General features: G+C 63.5%; 13 protein-coding genes. 11 read left to right on the top strand and 2 right to left on the bottom strand.

Annotated features, from left to right (window positions below):
• The first annotated feature begins 3 nt into the window (after nt 1-3).
• Together X760_RS42480 and X760_RS42475 are read left to right on the top strand one after the other, a co-directional pair.
• On the top strand, nt 4-798 hold the full coding sequence (locus X760_RS42480; protein ID WP_023716805.1) for an ATP-binding cassette domain-containing protein: 795 nt from the start codon (nt 4-6) through the stop codon (nt 796-798).
• A 50-nt stretch (nt 799-848) separates the two neighbouring features.
• Nucleotides 849-1,871, top strand: coding sequence for a LacI family DNA-binding transcriptional regulator (locus X760_RS42475; protein WP_023716804.1), 1,023 nt, complete (start codon nt 849-851; stop codon nt 1,869-1,871).
• A gap of 552 nt (nt 1,872-2,423) precedes the next feature.
• Here the strand turns inward: X760_RS42475 and X760_RS42470 are convergent.
• Nucleotides 2,424-3,005, bottom strand: coding sequence for a TetR/AcrR family transcriptional regulator (locus X760_RS42470; RefSeq protein ID WP_023716803.1), 582 nt, complete (start codon nt 3,003-3,005; stop codon nt 2,424-2,426).
• A 252-nt stretch (nt 3,006-3,257) separates the two neighbouring features.
• On the opposite strand from X760_RS42470, the gene X760_RS42465 reads away from it, so the two are divergent.
• The 7 genes from X760_RS42465 to X760_RS42435 all read left to right on the top strand — a co-directional run bounded on the left by X760_RS42465 (nt 3,258) and on the right by X760_RS42435 (nt 13,088).
• Nucleotides 3,258-3,533: a hypothetical protein gene (locus X760_RS42465; protein ID WP_023716802.1), complete on the top strand. Its 276-nt coding sequence runs from the start codon at nt 3,258-3,260 to the stop codon at nt 3,531-3,533.
• Complete coding sequence (locus X760_RS42460; RefSeq protein WP_023716801.1) at nt 3,527-6,706, top strand: multidrug efflux RND transporter permease subunit; 3,180 nt, start codon at nt 3,527-3,529, stop codon at nt 6,704-6,706. Before X760_RS42465 ends, X760_RS42460 begins: the two co-directional genes overlap by 7 nt.
• A 16-nt stretch (nt 6,707-6,722) precedes the next feature.
• The gene (locus tag X760_RS42455) at nt 6,723-7,877 is read left to right on the top strand and encodes an efflux RND transporter periplasmic adaptor subunit (RefSeq protein WP_023716800.1); all 1,155 of its coding nucleotides are present in this window, start codon (nt 6,723-6,725) and stop codon (nt 7,875-7,877) included.
• 259 nt (nt 7,878-8,136) lie between these two features.
• Nucleotides 8,137-8,862 (top strand): GntR family transcriptional regulator, encoded by a 726-nt coding sequence (locus X760_RS42450; protein ID WP_023716799.1) that lies wholly within the window; start codon nt 8,137-8,139, stop codon nt 8,860-8,862.
• Between the two features lie 51 nt (nt 8,863-8,913).
• Nucleotides 8,914-10,020 carry a mandelate racemase/muconate lactonizing enzyme family protein gene (locus X760_RS42445; RefSeq protein WP_023716798.1) on the top strand — a complete coding sequence of 369 codons (1,107 nt, stop codon included), beginning with the start codon at nt 8,914-8,916 and terminating at the stop codon, nt 10,018-10,020.
• Nucleotides 10,021-10,245: 225 nt separating this feature from the next.
• On the top strand, nt 10,246-11,568 hold the full coding sequence (locus tag X760_RS42440; RefSeq protein ID WP_023716797.1) for a homoserine dehydrogenase: 1,323 nt from the start codon (nt 10,246-10,248) through the stop codon (nt 11,566-11,568).
• A gap of 20 nt (nt 11,569-11,588) precedes the next feature.
• Complete coding sequence (locus tag X760_RS42435; RefSeq protein WP_023716796.1) at nt 11,589-13,088, top strand: FGGY family carbohydrate kinase; 1,500 nt, start codon at nt 11,589-11,591, stop codon at nt 13,086-13,088.
• Here X760_RS42435 and X760_RS42430 read toward each other — a convergent pair.
• A complete protein-coding gene (locus X760_RS42430; protein ID WP_031193335.1) occupies nt 13,078-14,040 on the bottom strand; it encodes a sugar-binding transcriptional regulator in 963 nt (320 codons plus the stop codon). The two genes, X760_RS42435 and X760_RS42430, sit on opposite strands and share 11 nt — an antisense overlap.
• 265 nt (nt 14,041-14,305) lie before the next feature.
• On the opposite strand from X760_RS42430, the gene X760_RS42425 reads away from it, so the two are divergent.
• Both X760_RS42425 and X760_RS42420 read left to right on the top strand, forming a co-directional pair.
• Nucleotides 14,306-15,316, top strand: coding sequence for an ABC transporter permease (locus X760_RS42425; protein WP_023716794.1), 1,011 nt, complete (start codon nt 14,306-14,308; stop codon nt 15,314-15,316).
• 149 nt (nt 15,317-15,465) lie between these two features.
• Nucleotides 15,466-16,404, top strand: a complete 939-nt coding sequence (locus X760_RS42420) for a sugar ABC transporter substrate-binding protein (protein WP_023716793.1) — start codon at nt 15,466-15,468, stop codon at nt 16,402-16,404.
• Nucleotides 16,405-16,436: the final 32 nt, after the last annotated feature.

Raw genomic sequence — 16,436 nt, 5'->3', positions numbered from 1 at the left:
ACGATGGTCGAGCCGCTGATCCGCATGACGAACATCCGCAAGTCCTATGGCCGCGTTCAGGCGCTGGTTGATGCCAATTTCCATGTCAACGAAAGGGAGATCGTCGGACTGCTCGGCGACAATGGCGCCGGCAAGTCGACGCTGATCAAGGTGCTGTCGGGCGCGGTCCCGCTGACCAGCGGCGACATCTTCATCCGCGGCAAGAGGGTAAATTTGCGCAGCACCAGCGACGCCATCGCCCACGGCATCGAGACGATCTACCAGGACTCGGCGCTGGTGACGCAACTGTCGATCGCCCGCAACCTGTTCCTTGGACGCGAGCCGATCAAGCCGCCGCGTTTCCTCAACCGCATGGACCAGGAGGCGATGAACGTGGTTGCCCGCGACCTGCTCAAGCAGGTCGGCATCTCGAAGAACATTCCGCCGACGACGCCGATCGGCTCGCTCTCCGGCGGCGAGCGGCAGGCGGTGGCGATTGCACGCGCCATGCATTTCGACAGCGACCTCATCATCCTCGACGAGCCGACCAACAATCTCGGCGTCGCCGAAACGCAAGGCGTTCTAAGCTTCGTGCGCAGCGCCCGCGATTCCGGCCATTCCTGCATCTTCATCGCCCACAACATCCACCACGTCTTCCAGGTGGTCGACCGCATCGTCGTCATGCGCCGCGGCAAGGTGGTCGCCGACGATATCGACCCGAAGAAGACCAGCGTCGCCGAAGTCGAACGCGTCATCACCGGCATGTCGGACAAGGAGATCCACGACGCGCTGGTCGAGCGCACAAAGCGGCACGACTGACCGCCGGCTGACCGCCGAGGCACTGGATCGCATCGCCACATGGTTGCGAGATGAAAGCCACCGTTTCGGATATTGCCAGGAGCTGCGGCCTGTCGACCGCGACGGTCGACCGTGTGCTCAACAACCGGCCGGGGGCGAGTGCCGCCAACCGGCAGCGCGTAATGGAGGCGGCCAAGCAGCTCGGCTATCTGCCGGTTGTCGACCAGGTCGCGTTGCCCTCGCGGCCGGCGCATCTCGAATTCTTCCTGCCGATCGGCAGCAATGCCTTCATGGCCGATCTGGCCAGGCACATCGAGGATTATGCGGCGCGCCTGCCGCTGGTCGCCTCCTGCCGCATCCATAAGCTCACCGGCATTTCGCCGAGCGCCTTACAGACAGCCGTCGAAAACCTCTCCCTCAAGGCGAACGGGGTCGGCGTCATTGCCGTCGATCATCCAAGGACGCGCAACATCTTGCGCGAGATCGTCGAGGCCGGCATCCGCCTAGTCACGCTGGTGTCCGACGTTCCGGGCGCGCCCCGCTCGGCCTATGTCGGTATCGACAACCGGGTGGCGGGCCGCACCGCGGCGCTGCTGATGGGACGGTTCCTCGGCGGCCGCAAAGGCCATCTGGCGATGGTGGTCGGCTCACGTTCCTATCGCGGCCACGAGGAACGCGAAATGGGCTTTCGCTCCGTGCTCGGCGAGGAGTTCCCCAATCTGACCGTCACCAGTGCCGTCGAGATCAACGACGAGCCGGGGGTCAGTTACACCGCGACCATGAAGGCGCTGCACAACGAGCCGGAGCTGCTCGGCATCTACTGTATCGGCGCCGGACGATCAGGCGTGGCGAAAGCGTTGCTCGAAGCCAGACCGCAGAAAAAGCCGGTGTTCATCTGCCATGATCTGACGCGCGAAACGCGCGGCTATCTCGTCGACGATCTGCTCGACGTCGTCATCGACCAGAATGCCAGGCTGATCGCCGAACAGTCGGTCATTCGCCTGCTCGGCTCGATCGCCTCGTCGGCGCCCTATCTGACGCGGAAATTCATCGAGCCGCGCCTGATCTTCAAGGAAAATGTCCCGGTGCAGTGATGCCGCGCGAGGGCGGTGTTCGCTCGGCCTCGATCGTTAAAATTCGGTTGATACCGCAAATCTGCACATCAGCTATGCAACTTTTGTGGTTGCCGAATCATTGGGCAACCAGTAAGTTCATAAGCGTCGGCCATCTACTCCTCCCAGATGCGATGCCGACGTTGAATTCGGTGCACCTCCTCCCGCACCGCATTCGAAAATCAAGCCCGCTGCCACCTCCTCCCGGCAGCGGGCTTTTTTCGTTCCGGCTCTGAGGTATCGGCCAAGGCTGGGGCCATGACTATCACCGGGACGAGTACCGATCCGCGAATCGATGGGCCTTCGCTGAGATCGCCACGGCATTTCCGGGCGGAATCCTGTCACACTTGTCACTCTCACCAATTCGCTGCCGGCCCTATCTTGCCCTCACAACCAACAAGCAATACGCCGCGCAAGGAATGGCGCGGCGGCAGACGGAGAAGTGTGGTGACGACACATCCGAATGGGACGAAAGAGCGCTCGGCGGCGCGGCTCGTAACCAACGAGCTGTCAATGGTTTCGCCGCTTGCGAGACTATCTGGCCCTGAAAGAAGTGATCAGGCCTTCCGCCATGCGGACGAACTGCGCGCTCGGGCCTTCGGCGCCGACGCTTTGCAGGCTGACACGGGCGCCCTCGAGCAGAAGCGACAGCGTGTCGGCGAGAAGTTCGGCCTGGCCGATGCCGGCATCGCGACACAGCGAGACCAGCCGCTCGCGCTGCGCTTCCTTGAGTTCCTTGATCACTTGCCTTGCCGGATGATCGGTCTCGCTCAGCTCGATGGCGGCGTTGGCCATGTCGCAACCGCGACGATCCGACATCAGGCAATCGGCCGCCATCCGGACCCAGGCGTGCAGTTGCGCCAGTTTGTCGCCCGGATTCTCGGCCTCGAACTTTTCCCACATCGCGTTGGCGCTGCAGGCGGTCGCCCGCAGACATTCGATGATCAGGTCGTCCTTGGACTCGAAATGCCGGTAGAGCGTCATCTTGTTGGTACCGGCGGCCTCGGTGATGGCGTCGATGCCGACGCCGCGAATGCCATGCTTGTGAAACATGTCCCGTGCCGTCTCCAGGATCCTGTCCCGGGGGCGAACACGCTCCACAACACCGTCTGTCATCAAAACCTCCGTGATTGCGTTTCCCGAAATTCCCTCGGTGCACCTCTTGACTAGGGTGTTACCGGTCTGTAACGTTAGAGATGTTACTTACCTGTAACACCCGCATTGCATCATGTCAAACTCGCAAGTGCCGGCCATCAGCCCCGCCCAATCGGCAAGGGGACGAACCGCACCTTACGGCCTCGGCCGGCGAGCAAGAGAACACCCGATCCGCGGCCTGCCGCGGATCGCCAAAAACCAGGAGCCGCTTCGATGTCGCAGCGCAATGATCTGACGATCGATGAAGTTGTGAAGGATCCGATGATCCGCATGCTGATGAAGGCCGACCGCGTCGACCCGCGGTCTTTCGAGGCGATGCTGCGTGCGCTGGCGGACGAGCAGGCCGAGCGCCGCAACGCGCCGCGTCGCCCGCTGCAAGATTTCGGCTTTCTCGAAGATTCCGGCTCAACGCGCAGCCGGCGACTGTCCAGGGTGGCCAGGGCCTTTGGCCGGGCCAGAGCATCGGGCGAGGCGTGCATCTCATGGTAAACTTCTTCATTCATCGTCCGATCTTTGCGTCGGCGATCGCCATCATCATGGTGCTCGCCGGGGGCATTTGTTATTTTCTGCTGCCCGTCTCGCAGTTTCCCGACATCACGCCGCCCCAGGTCGTGGTCAGCGCCCACTACCCGGGCGCCAGCGCGCAGGTTGTCGCCGACACGGTGACGACGCCGCTCGAACAGCAGATCAACGGCGTTCAGGGCATGACCTATATGTCGTCGTCGAGCTCCAATGACGGCTCCTCGACGATCACCATCACTTTCGAGGTCGGCTATTCCCTGAGCACCGCCGCCGTCGACGTCCAGAACCGCGTTTCGCAGGCGGCTTCCTCGTTGCCGGCCATCGTCAACCAGGGCGGCGTGACGATCAAGAAACAGAACCCGAACTTCGTCCTGATCGTCGACCTCACCTCCCCGGACGGCTCCGTCAACCCGGTCACTTTGAGCAATCTCGCCTACCTGCAGGTGGTCGATCCGCTGAAGCGCCTGCCTGGCGTCGGCGACGTGCAGATCTTCGGCGAGCGGCGCTATTCGATGCGCGTTTGGCTCGATCCCGACAAGCTCGCCAATCTCGGCATCACCGCCGTCGACGTGCAGAACGCCGTCGCCGAGCAGAACGTCCAGGTGGCGGCCGGCAAGATCGGGCAATCGCCGGCTCCGGCCGGCACCGCTTTCGAGATGCAGGTCAACGCCGTCGGCAGGCTGAGCGACCCCAAGGAGTTCGGCGACATCGTCGTGCGGGCCAATACCGCCAACGGCTCGTTGGTGCGGCTCCGCGACGTTGCGCGCATCGAGCTCGGCGCGCTGCAATATTCGTCGTCGGCCTTCTTCGGCAAGGACCCGACGGTGGTGCTCGCGGTCTACCAGATGCCGGGCTCCAACGCGCTCGATCTGCAGCAGCGCGTCAAGGACAAGATGCAGGAGCTGTCGGCCCGCTTCCCGAAGGGGGTCAGCTATGCCATGCATTACGATACGACACGTTTCGTATCGGCGTCTATGCATGACGTGCTGATCACGCTCGGCGAGGCGCTGGTCCTGGTCGTCGCGGTGGTGTTCATCTTCCTGCAAAGCTGGCGCACCACGATCATCCCGACGATCGCGATTCCGGTGTCGCTGGTGTCGACATTAGTCGTCATGTACATGTTCGGCTTCTCCCTGAACATGCTCAGCCTGCTCGGCATGGTGCTGGCGATCGGCCTCGTCGTCGACGACGCGATCGTCGTCGTCGAGAATGTCGAACGCCAGCTCGAGGCCGGCCTCAAACCGCTGGCTGCCACGCGTACGGCGATGGCCGAGGTCACCGGACCGATCATCGCCACGACCGCCGTGCTGATGGCCGTGTTTGTGCCGGTTGCCTTCATCCCCGGCGTTTCCGGCCGGCTCTACAACCAGTTTGCCCTGACAGTCGCGATCTCCTTCGGCATCTCGGCCTTTGTCTCGCTCACGCTTACTCCGGCGCTCAGCGCGGCGTTCCTGCGCCACCGGCCTGAAACGCAGTTCGTGCTGTTCCGCTGGTTCAACATGGGCTTCGAACGGCTGTCGCATGCGTATGCGAATGGCGTGCGCATTCTCATCCGTCTGCGCTGGATCATGCTTGGCCTGTTCGCGGCCGGACTTGTCGCGACCTACTTCGTCTGGCAGCGCCTGCCCTCGACCTTCCTTCCGGTCGAAGACCAGGGCTACTTCTTCGTCGTTATCCAGCTCCCCGACGGGGCCTCGCTGGAACGCACCGATGCAGTGGCGCAAAAGGCACGCGATATCCTGCAGAACACGCCCGGCGTCGACATTGTCGGCTCGATCAGCGGCTTGAACTTCCTGACCAGTGCCGCGCAGTCGAACTCGGCGGTCGAATTCGCCATCCTGAAGCCATGGGACGAACGCGGCCCCGACCAGAGCGCCTCGAAGCTCGTCGCCGACGTGCGCAACAAGCTGCTGCAAATTCCAGAGGCTTTTGCGCTGAGCTTCGACCCGCCTTCGATCCCGGGCATCGGCACCACCGGTGGCTTCGAGTTCCAGGTCGAGGATCTGACCGGCCGCGGCAGCGTGGCGCTCAACGATGCGACGCAAGCTGTGATTGCCGAGGCGCGCAAGCAGCCGGAGCTCAACCCACAGCAATTGTTCTCGTCGTTCTCGACCTCGACGCCGCAGTTCAACTACGATCTCGATCGCGCCAAGGCAAAGCTGCTCGGGCTCAACCTGCCGGACGTCTTCAACACGCTGCAGATCTATCTCGGCTCGCTTTATGTGAACGACTTCAACCTGTTTGGCCGCACCTTCCGGGTGACGATCCAGGCCGACAAGGACTCTCGAGCCGGTCCGGCCGACATTTCGCGGCTCTATGTCCGCAATGCGTCGGGTGGCATGGTGCCGCTGAGCACGCTGGGCAAGCTTGTGCCCATCGTCGGCCCCGAGACCGTGCCGCACTACAACAACAATGCGTCGGCCCTGATCAATGGCGGCGCCGCCCCCGGCTTTTCGTCCGGCCAGGCGGTGGCGGCAATGGAACGTGCCGCTGCCACGGCGTTGCCGAGAGATTTCGGCTACGAATGGACCGGCATCACCTATCAGGAGCTCAAGGCGGGATCGATCGCATCCGTCGTCTTCGGCCTCGCCATCGTCTTCGTTTTCCTCATCCTTGCCGCGCAATATGAGAGCTGGGCGATGCCGTTCATGGTGCTGCTGGCGGTGCCGCTCGCATTGTTCGGTGCGTTCGTCGTGCTGTGGCTGCGCGGCATGCAGATCGACGTCTACTCGCAGATCGGCTTCGTCATGCTGATCGGACTGGCGGCCAAGAACGCGATTCTGATCGTCGAGTTTGCCCGGCGCCGGCGCGAAGAAGGCCTCAGCATCGTCGACGCCGCGATGGAAGCGGCGCGGCTGCGGCTGCGGCCGATCCTGATGACCGCCTTCGCCTTCATCCTCGGCGTGCTGCCGCTGATGTTCGCCACAGGTGCGGGTGCCGCAAGCCGGCAGTCGATCGGCACCACCGTCTTTGGCGGCATGGTCGCAGCGACCATCCTGTCGCTGGTGTTCGTGCCGGTCTTCTATGCGGTGATCGAGCAGCTGCGCGAGCGCCGCAGCGAGAGCGAACCGGTCTCCGAAACGACTGAACAACCAACCGCCGAACCCGCCTTCGAGCCATTGGCCGAAGCGGCTGAATAGGACTGGAGAATCGATCATGCGTAAATGGAAAATCGCGCTGGGAACGGCCGTCGCCCTTGGGGCGATTTCGATAGCGAGCGTTCACTTGCTCGACATGGGCAGTCTCAGCCTCAACGCCGGCACGGCCGGGGCGGCGACACCCAAGCCGGAAGCCTTTGTCATGCCGGTGCCGGTGGTGAGCGTCGTCAAGAAGACGATCCCGATCTATCTCGACTACGCCGCCCGGGTAGAGCCGATCCGCAGCATTACGCTGCAGGCGCGCGTGCCGGGCTATCTGCAGGAGCAGGTCGCCACCGACGGCGGCGATGTTGCAAAGGGCGACCTTCTCTACAAGATCGCCCCGGAGGATTTCCAGGCTGCCCTGGAGCAGGCGAAGGCGCTTATCCAGCGCGACACGGCAACACTCGACTATGCGCGCTCCAATCTCGGGCGCGGCAGCGAGCTCGCCAAGAGCGGCTATCTCGCCAAGGACGTGTTCGACCAGCGCACCAGCACCTTGCGCGAGGCTCAGGCCTCGCTCGCCGTGAACCAAGCCGCCTTGCGGACCGCCGAGCTCAATTTGAGCTATACCGAAATCCGTGCCCCGTTCGCGGGACGCATCGGACGTAGCCAGGCTTCCGTCGGAACGCTGGTCAGCGTTGCCGGCACGGTGCTCAACTCGCTGGTGCAGCTCGATCCGATCTACGTCACCTTCAATCCGAGCGAAACGGACCTGACCCAGATCGAGGAAGCTCGGGCTGCGGGACCGATCAGTGTCGACGTCCTGCTTCCCGGTGAAACCGAACCGCGCCAGAAGGGCGATCTTACCTTCATGGACAACACAATCGATCGCTCGACCGGCACGATCACGGCACGGGCGACGGTCGGCAACGGCAAATTCACGCTGCTGCCCGGGCAGTATGTCCGCGTCCGGCTGCACGTCAAAGAGCAGCCCGATGCGCTGATGGTGCCGCAGACGGCACTCGGCTCAGGCCAGCTCGGCAAATACCTCTATGTCGTCGGCAAGGACAACACCGTCGACCAGCGCATCGTTTCGCTCGGACCGACCAATGGCGATCAGGTGGCCATCTTGAGCGGCGTAGCCGAAGGCGACCAGGTGATCACCGGCAATCTGCAGAAGATCGGCCCGGGAATGCCGGTCTCGCCGCTACCCCAGAAACCGGCCACCTGATAACCCCCATCAGGTCCGGTCCCGCGGCGCCCTCGGCTCCCACGCCGAGGGCGCCGTTTTCTTGCTGAGCAGGGTCGGCAAGATTGGCCTCATCGGCGCACTCGGCCTTGGCAGGAGCCATGAAGGCGCAAATAGAGCGGGCCGTGACGTACCCATCTGCCGCAAGCTGCAGGCCAGCGGAGAACCTGAACCCGCAATTACCCTCTTGTTAGATTGTCGACAATCTGCTTGTGTAGCTTTTGGTCTCCTGGAGCACCGAATGGCGAAGCTGGATTTCAGTCCGATCGCGGATACGACACGCCGGGCCGAGATCGTGGCGCTGCTCCGGCGCGCGATCCTGACCGGCCAGTTAGAGCCAGGACAAAAACTCAACGAACTCAGGATTTCCGAGCAGATGCGGGTGAGTCGTGCGCCGCTGCGTGAGGCGATGCGCGAGCTGGTGCAGGAAGGCATCCTGACCAGCATCCCCTACGCCGGAACCTTCGTCATCGACGTTACCGCCAAGGACATCGACGATGCCTATTCGCTCAACAAGGTGCTGGACGAATTCGCCATCGAGCGGACCTGGCCGCTTCGCGACCAGCGCTTCTTCGATGAGATCGACCGGCGGCATGCGGCGGTGAAGCAGGCGACGCGCGAGTTGGACACGACGCGGCAGATCGAAACGGCGCTGCAACTGCATGGACTGATCCACGAATGGGCCGACAACTCGGTGCTGCTGGAAACCTGGCAGCGGCTGGCCAGCCGGCTGCAGATGTATTTTGCGCTGCACCAGCGGGCCCGCAACGAGCCGGTGCCTGCCGAAGACGCTCACGAAACCTATGTGCAGTTGCTCCAGGGCAGCGACATGCGCGCTGCCCAGCGCCACGCCAAGGAGCATATCGATTTGGATTTCGAGGAACTGCTCGCCTATGCGCGCGGGCTGGAAGAGCGCGGCTCAAAGGGCGCCGGTGCCGATCGTAGCGGCCGGCCCGAAGGCGGTTGAAACCGACAAGTTTGGCGGGTCATCCCGGAACATAGGCAACGGACAGAAAACGTGCAGATCAAAACCATCAAAGCCTACCATGTCGTGCAGCCCTTCGTTGACGGGCCTTATCGTATGTCCAAGGGGCGCGTCGCCGATGCGTTCGACGCGGTGATCGTCGCCGTCATCGCAGATAGCGGGCTCACCGGCTGGGGCGAGATGGCGCCGCTCGGCAATTTTTATTCACCGGCGTTCGCCGCCGGCACGCGCGCCGGCGTCGTCGAGATCGCGCCGCATCTCATGGGCCATGACCCACGCGGGCTTGCCGGGATCAACAGGCTCATGGATACGGTGTTCAAGGGCCATCCCTACGTCAAGTCGGCGCTCGACATGGCATGCTCGGATCTCGCGGCGCGCGCCGCCGACGTGCCGCTGGTTACGTTGCTTGGCGGACGCGAGAGCGAGACGGCCGAACTCTACAAGGTCGTCACCCATGGCACGGTCGACGCGATGGCTGCACTTGCCAAGCGCATCGTCAAAGACGGCTTTCATCGACTGCAGGTCAAGGTCGGCGGCAACGTCCATGACGACATCGAACGCGTCACAGCCGTCGCCGCCGCGGTGCCGAAGGGCACCGTCATCTTCTGCGACGCCAATGCCGGCTGGACGCCTTACCAGGCATGCCAGTTCGTGGATGCGACGCGCACCATCGACTACACGTTCGAACAGCCCTGCACGACGATCGACGAATGCATGTCGGTGCGCCGCTCGCTTGACAAACCGATGGTGCTCGACGAATCCGTCGCCTCGCTGGACGACATGCTCGACATCCACCGCAAGCGCGCTGCCGACGGGCTGACGCTGAAGATCTCGCGGCTCGGAGGAGTGACCAAAACGCGCCAAATCCGCGACCTCGCCGTCGATCTCGGCTTCATGATCACCGTCGAGGACACTGGCGGCGCCGAGATCGACACATCGGCCATGGCGCATCTGTCGCTGTCGACGCCCGAGGAGCGCCGGCTGCACGCCATCGCCTTCCACGAATGGGTGACGGTGCGCACCGCATCCAATATGCCGCCGGTCTCGGGCAGCCGCATGGGCATTCCGGACGGGCCGGGACTTGGTATCGATGTCGTTCCCGACCTGCTCGGCGCGCCCTTCTTCGAGATCGGCAGCTGAGGTAGAGACCGCGCCACCTCAAGGCAACGTCGAGCAACCCGCATCGGTCGGCGCCGTCCGGCTACCTGCAGAGGTCGTGCCCTGACCGGCAGCTGACCCCAAGCGATCGGCCATTCCAGAGCGGGAATGTCCCAATTGCAGGTTGAAATATTTTTCATTTGGAAATAGGAATGTTCAAAACGTTGATTTGGACGCTGCGGCGCGTCAAGAACTGGAGGAAGCGACATGTCCCATCCGCAATTTGCAGCGGAACTTCTGCAGCGCGCTGAACAGCAGGGGCCGATCACCATCGGGCTTGCCGGCGCCGGTCAGATGGGCACCGACATCGTCGTCCAGGTGGCACTGATGCCGGGCATGCGGATCGGCGCTATTTCCGAGGTCAGGCCGCAGGCAGCGATCGACGCGGCGCTGCTCGCTGGCCACGACCGTTCCGACATCGTCCAGGCCGGCAATGCGGCGGCGATCGACCGCGCCATCGAGGCCGGCAAGATTGCGGTGACCGAAGATTTGCACGCGCTGGCGGCGGCCGGCCGGATCGACGTCATCATCGACGCGACGGGCAATCCCAATATCGGCACGCTGTTCGCGCTGGAAGTGATGAAGAACGGCAAGCACATCGTCATGCTCAATGTCGAGGCCGACATCACGATCGGCCGCTTCCTCAAGGACGAGGCACGCAAGGCCGGCGTCGTCTATACCGGTGCCGCCGGCGACGAGCCGGCCTGCACGCTGGAGATCATCGGCTTTGCCAAAAGCCTCGGCTTCAACATCATCGCCGCCGGCAAGGGCAAGAACAATCCGCTGAAGATCGACGCCATGCCGGCCGATTACGAGAAAGAAGCGGCCGAGCGCAACATGAATGCGCGCATGCTGGTCGAATTCGTCGACGGCTCGAAGACGGCCATCGAAATGGTGGCGATCGCCAATGCCACCGGCCTGGTGCCCGACGTGCCGGGCATGCACGGCCCAACCGCAACGCTGGAGGAGCTCGCCAGCGTGCTCTGCCCGCGCGAGGATGGCGGCGTGCTGCATCGCAAGGGCGTGGTCGATTATTCGATCGGCAAGGGCGTGGCGCCCGGCGTGTTCTGCATCATCGAGACCCAGCATCCGCGCGTGCTGGAGCGCATGATCGACCTCAAGGTCGGCAAAGGCCCCTATTTCACGATCTTCCGGCCCTATCATCTGACCAGCCTGGAAGTGCCGCTGTCGGCGGCGCGCGCCGTCGTCTACAAACGGGCCGACATGGAGCCGCTCGACCGTCCGGTCGCCGAGGCGGTGGCGGTTGCCAAGAGCGATCTTGGCGTCGGCCAGTCGCTCGGCATGATCGGCGAGAACGACTATCGCGGCTTCGCCATGACATGGGAAGATGCACGCGCCCGGGGCGCGCTGCCGCTCGGCCTTGCCGAACGGGCCAAGGTGGTCAAGCCGCTCAAGATCGGCGATTTCCTGACCTATGAAAATTGTGTACCCGACGATTCGATGGTGATAACCCAGATCCGCCGTCGTCTCGATCAGTCGGACGGACGGTTCGCTACCAACGCGGCTTGACCCCGCCGGATCTCCGCCTGATGGACGATATCGTAATCGGGATCGACGCCTCGACCACGGCCGTGAAGGCGATTGCCTTCACCCGCGACGGCGAGGAGCTGTTCCAGGCGCGCGAGACTTATCCGCTTTCAAATCCGAAGCCCAGCCATTTCGAGCAGGACGCCGAACATTGGTGGACGGCGCTGCTTGGCGCATTGAAGCAGGTCACTGAGGCGGTCGGCGCTTTCCGCGTGGCGGCGATCTCCATTGCCCACCAGCGCGAGACCTTCACGCTGGTCGACAGCGCCGGCAAACCACTTATTCCGGCGATCCTGTGGCTGGACGAACGCGCCCGGCCGCAGGTTATCAGGCTTTCGGCCGAACTCGGCCGCGAGGCGATCCGCGACTGGAGCGGCAAGCCGCCGGACCCGACGCCGGCGCTCTACGCCATCGCCTGGCTTGCCGAACACCAGCCTCAGGTGCTTCACCAGGCAGCGGCACTGGTCGACGTGCACGGTTTCTTCGTCCAGCGGCTGACCGGGCGATTGGTCACCAGCACCGCAAGTGCGGATCCGCTCGGGCTCCTCGACGTCGAGAGAGGTACCTGGCATCCCCGCCTCGTTGCGGCCGCCGGACTGCAGATGGAGCAATTGCCCGACCTGGTCGCGCCGGGCGCAATTTGCGGCGGGCTTTCCGCAACCGCGGCGCAACTGACCGGCCTGAGGGCCGGCACGCCGGTCGTTGCCGGCGCTGGGGACGGCCAGGCGATGGGCCTCGGCATGGGCGTCTACGGCGAAGGCAAGAGCTATCTCTCGCTCGGCTCCGGCGTGGTCAGCGGCTGCTATTCCGGCAAGGTGAAAACCTCGGACGCCTTTCGCACGCTGGTCTCGCCGACCGGTTCCGGTTTCATGCTGGAGACAGTGCTGCGTTCGGGCATGCAACTGGTCGACTGGATTGTCCGCACGACCGGTTCGCCGTCGGCGGCAGCACTGGAGAAAGCGGCGCTGGAGGTTGCCGCTGGCAGCGAGGGCCTGCTCGTCATGCCCTATTGGGCCGGCGTCATGAGCCCCTATTGGGATGGTGCCGCGCGTGGCGCCATTGTCGGCCTGTCGCTCGACCACCGGCCGGAGCATCTTTTCCGCGCTGTCCTGGAAGGCATCGCCTTCGAGCAGGCCGTTGCCACCGAGGCCATGGAAGCCCAGGCCGGCGGACAGGCGGCGATGATTGCCGCCGGCGGCGGCACCAATTGCGTACTCCTCATGCAGATCATGGCAAGCGTGCTCGAGCGGCCGATCTCGGTTTCGCCGGTCAACGAAGCCGCCGCACTCGGCGCCGCCATGCTGGCGGCCGCCGCGGTCGGCTGGTTTGCCTCGCCGGAAGCCGCCGCAAAGGCAATGGCTGCCGCTCCCACCATGCATGTCGACCCGGTCGATGGACTTGTTGCCGGCTATCGCGGCCGCAAGGCAATCTACCGCGATCTCTATCAAGCGACGCGCGATATCCACGTGCGGCTGAGTGCTCTCAACGCGACTAGCGGTTGAGCAGCCCCTTTGCCGCATCCTCGTCGGTGATCAGAACCGATACCTTGGTGTTGGCGAGTGCTGCCCGCATGATGGCAATCTTTTCCTGCCCTCCCGACACCAGGATGATGCTCGGGATATCCGACAGATCCTGCAGCGGATAGGCACAGACGCGGCGGTTCACCTCGTGGTCGACCGGGCGGCCCTCGGCGTCGATGAAATGACACAGAATATCGCCGACGGCGCCGGCCGCCTGCAGTTCCTCGAGTTCGCTTGGCTTGATGAAGCCGTAATTGGCGATCGGGCTGTCGTTGGAAAACGAGCCGACGCTGAGCACGGCAATGTTTGCCCGGCGTGCACGGAAGACAACGTCCTGAACGCTGCGCTGGCTCATGAACGCGTCGCGCTGTTCCGGCCGGTCGGCATAGACCGGCACCGGCAGCAGGAAGCACTCCGCACCGATCTTCTCGGCGAAATCCCAGGCGCTTTCTGTCGGGTTGAGCGGCTGTGCATGGGTCAGGCCGCCAAGCATCGAAACCACCGTGGTCCTGGCGATAGGCCGCCTTGGCAACTCATTGATGGCGAATTTCAGCGTCCGCCCCCAGCCCAGCGCAATGACATCGCCGGCATTCACATGGTCGGCCAGATAGGCGGCGGCGGCGTGGCCGATCATCAGCGGTGCGTTGCTTCGGTCGGCAGCCGACGGCACCACAACAGCCTGGCTGAGCCCGAACCTCTGCTTGAGGCTTTCCTCCAAAACCACGCATTCGACGACGCTGTCGCGGATGCGAAACTGGACGACACCCTCTTCGCGGGCGGCTGAGAGAATGCGATGTACCTTGATGCGGCCGACGCCAAGAATTTCGGAAATCCGCTCCTGTGTAAGACCCTCGACATAATAGTGCCAGGCGGCGCGGGCCTTGAGTTCGGCGTCGGGAAAGCGCGAGGCTCTTTCGTTCTCTACGATCGTCATCTGTTTGCCTTGCCGCAGCCGCCGGCTCTGCTCATGATATTCCAATCCGGCGACTTCGAAATGCCCAAGATTTCCGAGACCTTGCGTAAGGCAAACCGGCGGACAGCGCAAACCGTCGTCGAATGAAACGGCAGGCCTTGACAATTTTCCGACGAACAGTTTAGCTGAACAAAATTGCATGTTAAAGATAAATTGTTCACATGGAGGGGCCTGGTGAACAAAGTGGCCCGGTGATGCAGCGCCGGATTGCTGTGGAGGAGACGAAGTGGCTGTGAGCAACGACGCAAGCGAGTTGAAAGCAGGCTCTGGTACGCAGGCCACGACGGGCGCAAAGTTTTCGGCTGTCTTTGCCGGAACCATGGGCCCGCTGATCGGGCTGGTCCTGCTGTGCCTGGCGCTCTCGCTGACCACCGATACGTTCCTGACCATCCGCAACATCCTCAACGTGCTCGACCAGGTTACCGTACTCGGCATCATGGCGATCGGCATGACGCTGGTCATCCTGATCGGCGGCATCGACCTGTCCGTTGGCTCGGTGCTGGCGCTGGCTTCCATGGTGATGGGCTTCGTCGCCCATCCGGACTATCTCAATCTCGGCCTGCCGGCCGGCATCGCCGCAGCCCTCGTCGTCGCCGGCCTTTGCGGGCTGGTTTCGGGCCTGCTGGTGACGGTCACCAAGCTGCCGCCCTTCATCGCCACGCTGGCCATGATGTCGGTGGCGCGCGGTCTCGCCAATATGATCACCGACGGCTCGCAGATCGTCGGCTTTCCCGACTGGTTCACCAGCCTGTCGATCATCCGCCATTTCGGCTTCCTGTCGGTCACCGTCGGGCTGATGATCGTGCTTGCCGTCATTTTCGCGATCTTCCTGAATTATCGCGCCACCGGCCGCAGCCTCTACGCAATCGGCGGCAGCGCCGAAGTCGCCCGGCTGTCCGGCATACCGGTCAGGTCGCTGACAAACTGGGTCTATACGATCTGCGCCGTGCTGGCCGGTCTCGCCGGCATCGTGCTTGCCGCCCGGCTCGATTCCGTCCAGCCGAGCTCCGGCCTTGGCTACGAGCTCGACACCATCGCGGCGGTGGTTATCGGCGGCGCCAGCCTGTCGGGCGGCGTCGGTTCGATCGGCGGCACCGCCATCGGCGTCCTCATCATCGGCGTGCTGCGCAACGGGCTGAACCTGCTCGGTGTCTCGCCCTTCATCCAGCAAGTGGTTATCGGCGTGGTGATCGCGCTGGCGGTGGCCACCGACACCTGGCGGCGCAGAGCACAATGAAAAATGGGGCACAATGAAGAATTGGGCTCAATGAGATTCACCCGGATATTCGGGCGAAAACGGATCGGTGATCCGAAACTGGGAGTTGTTCGGCCACGGGGCGCCGCGATGCGCGGGCAGGACAGATTGAACATCAACGGAGGAATAACATGCTGACTAAACGTTCATTGCTGGTTGCCGCCGCGGCCATCATCCCGCTGCTTAGCCTGTCCGACATGGCCTCGGCCAAGGAAGCCAAGAAGCTCGGCCTCGCCGTCGCCAATCTGCAGGCCGACTTCTTCAACCAGATCAAGCAGTCCGTCGAAGCCTACGGCAAGGAAAAGGGCATCGAGGTCGTCACCGTCGACGCCAAGGGCGATTCGGCGACCCAGGTCAGCCAGGTGCAGGATCTGATCACGCAGAATATCGATGCGCTGATCTACATTCCGGCCGGCGCCACCGCCGCCACCGTGCCGACCAAGACGGCCAAGGCTGCCAGCATCCCAGTCATCAATGTCGACCGCAACGCCGACGGCGCGCCCGGCGACACCTTCATCGCCACCAATAGCGTGGCATCGGCGAAAGCGGTTTGCGACTACATCGCCAAGCAGGCCGGCGGCAAGGGCGAGCTGATCATCATCCACGGCCAGAAGGGTACGACGCCCGAGGTCGATCGCTCGAAGGGCTGCGGCGAAGCGCTGAAGGGCTATCCCGACATCAAGGTCGTCGGCGAATTGTGGAGCGAAGGCTGGCACCAGGACGAAGGTTTCAAGCTGACGCAGGATCTGTTGCAGTCGCATCCCGACGTGTCGATCGTCATCGGCCAGGCCGATGCGCTGGCGCTCGGTGCGGCGCAGGCGGTCAAGGTCGCCAATCCCGGCCACAAGGTCTGGGTTGCCGGCTTCGACGGCGACGTGGCGGCGCTCAAGGCGCTGAAGGACGGCGTCTTCGACGTGACGGCGACGCAGCAGACCCAGGGCATGGGCCGGCTTGCCGTCGATGCGGCAATCAAGCTGGTGGCCGGCGAGACCATTCCCGCAGAACAGCTGCAGGATGCGACGCTGACCACCAAGGACAATGTCGAGCAGTTCATCGCCAAGCATCCCTGATTTAGACCAGTCCGGCAGTCGACGAGCGCAAC

It is taken from the genome of Mesorhizobium sp. LSHC420B00, from assembly GCF_000503055.1.
In the GTDB taxonomy this organism is placed as follows: Bacteria; Pseudomonadota; Alphaproteobacteria; order Rhizobiales; family Rhizobiaceae; genus Mesorhizobium.
The sequence above is the reverse complement of the archived record's forward strand: the minus strand, read 5'-3'. Positions and strand labels throughout refer to the sequence as shown.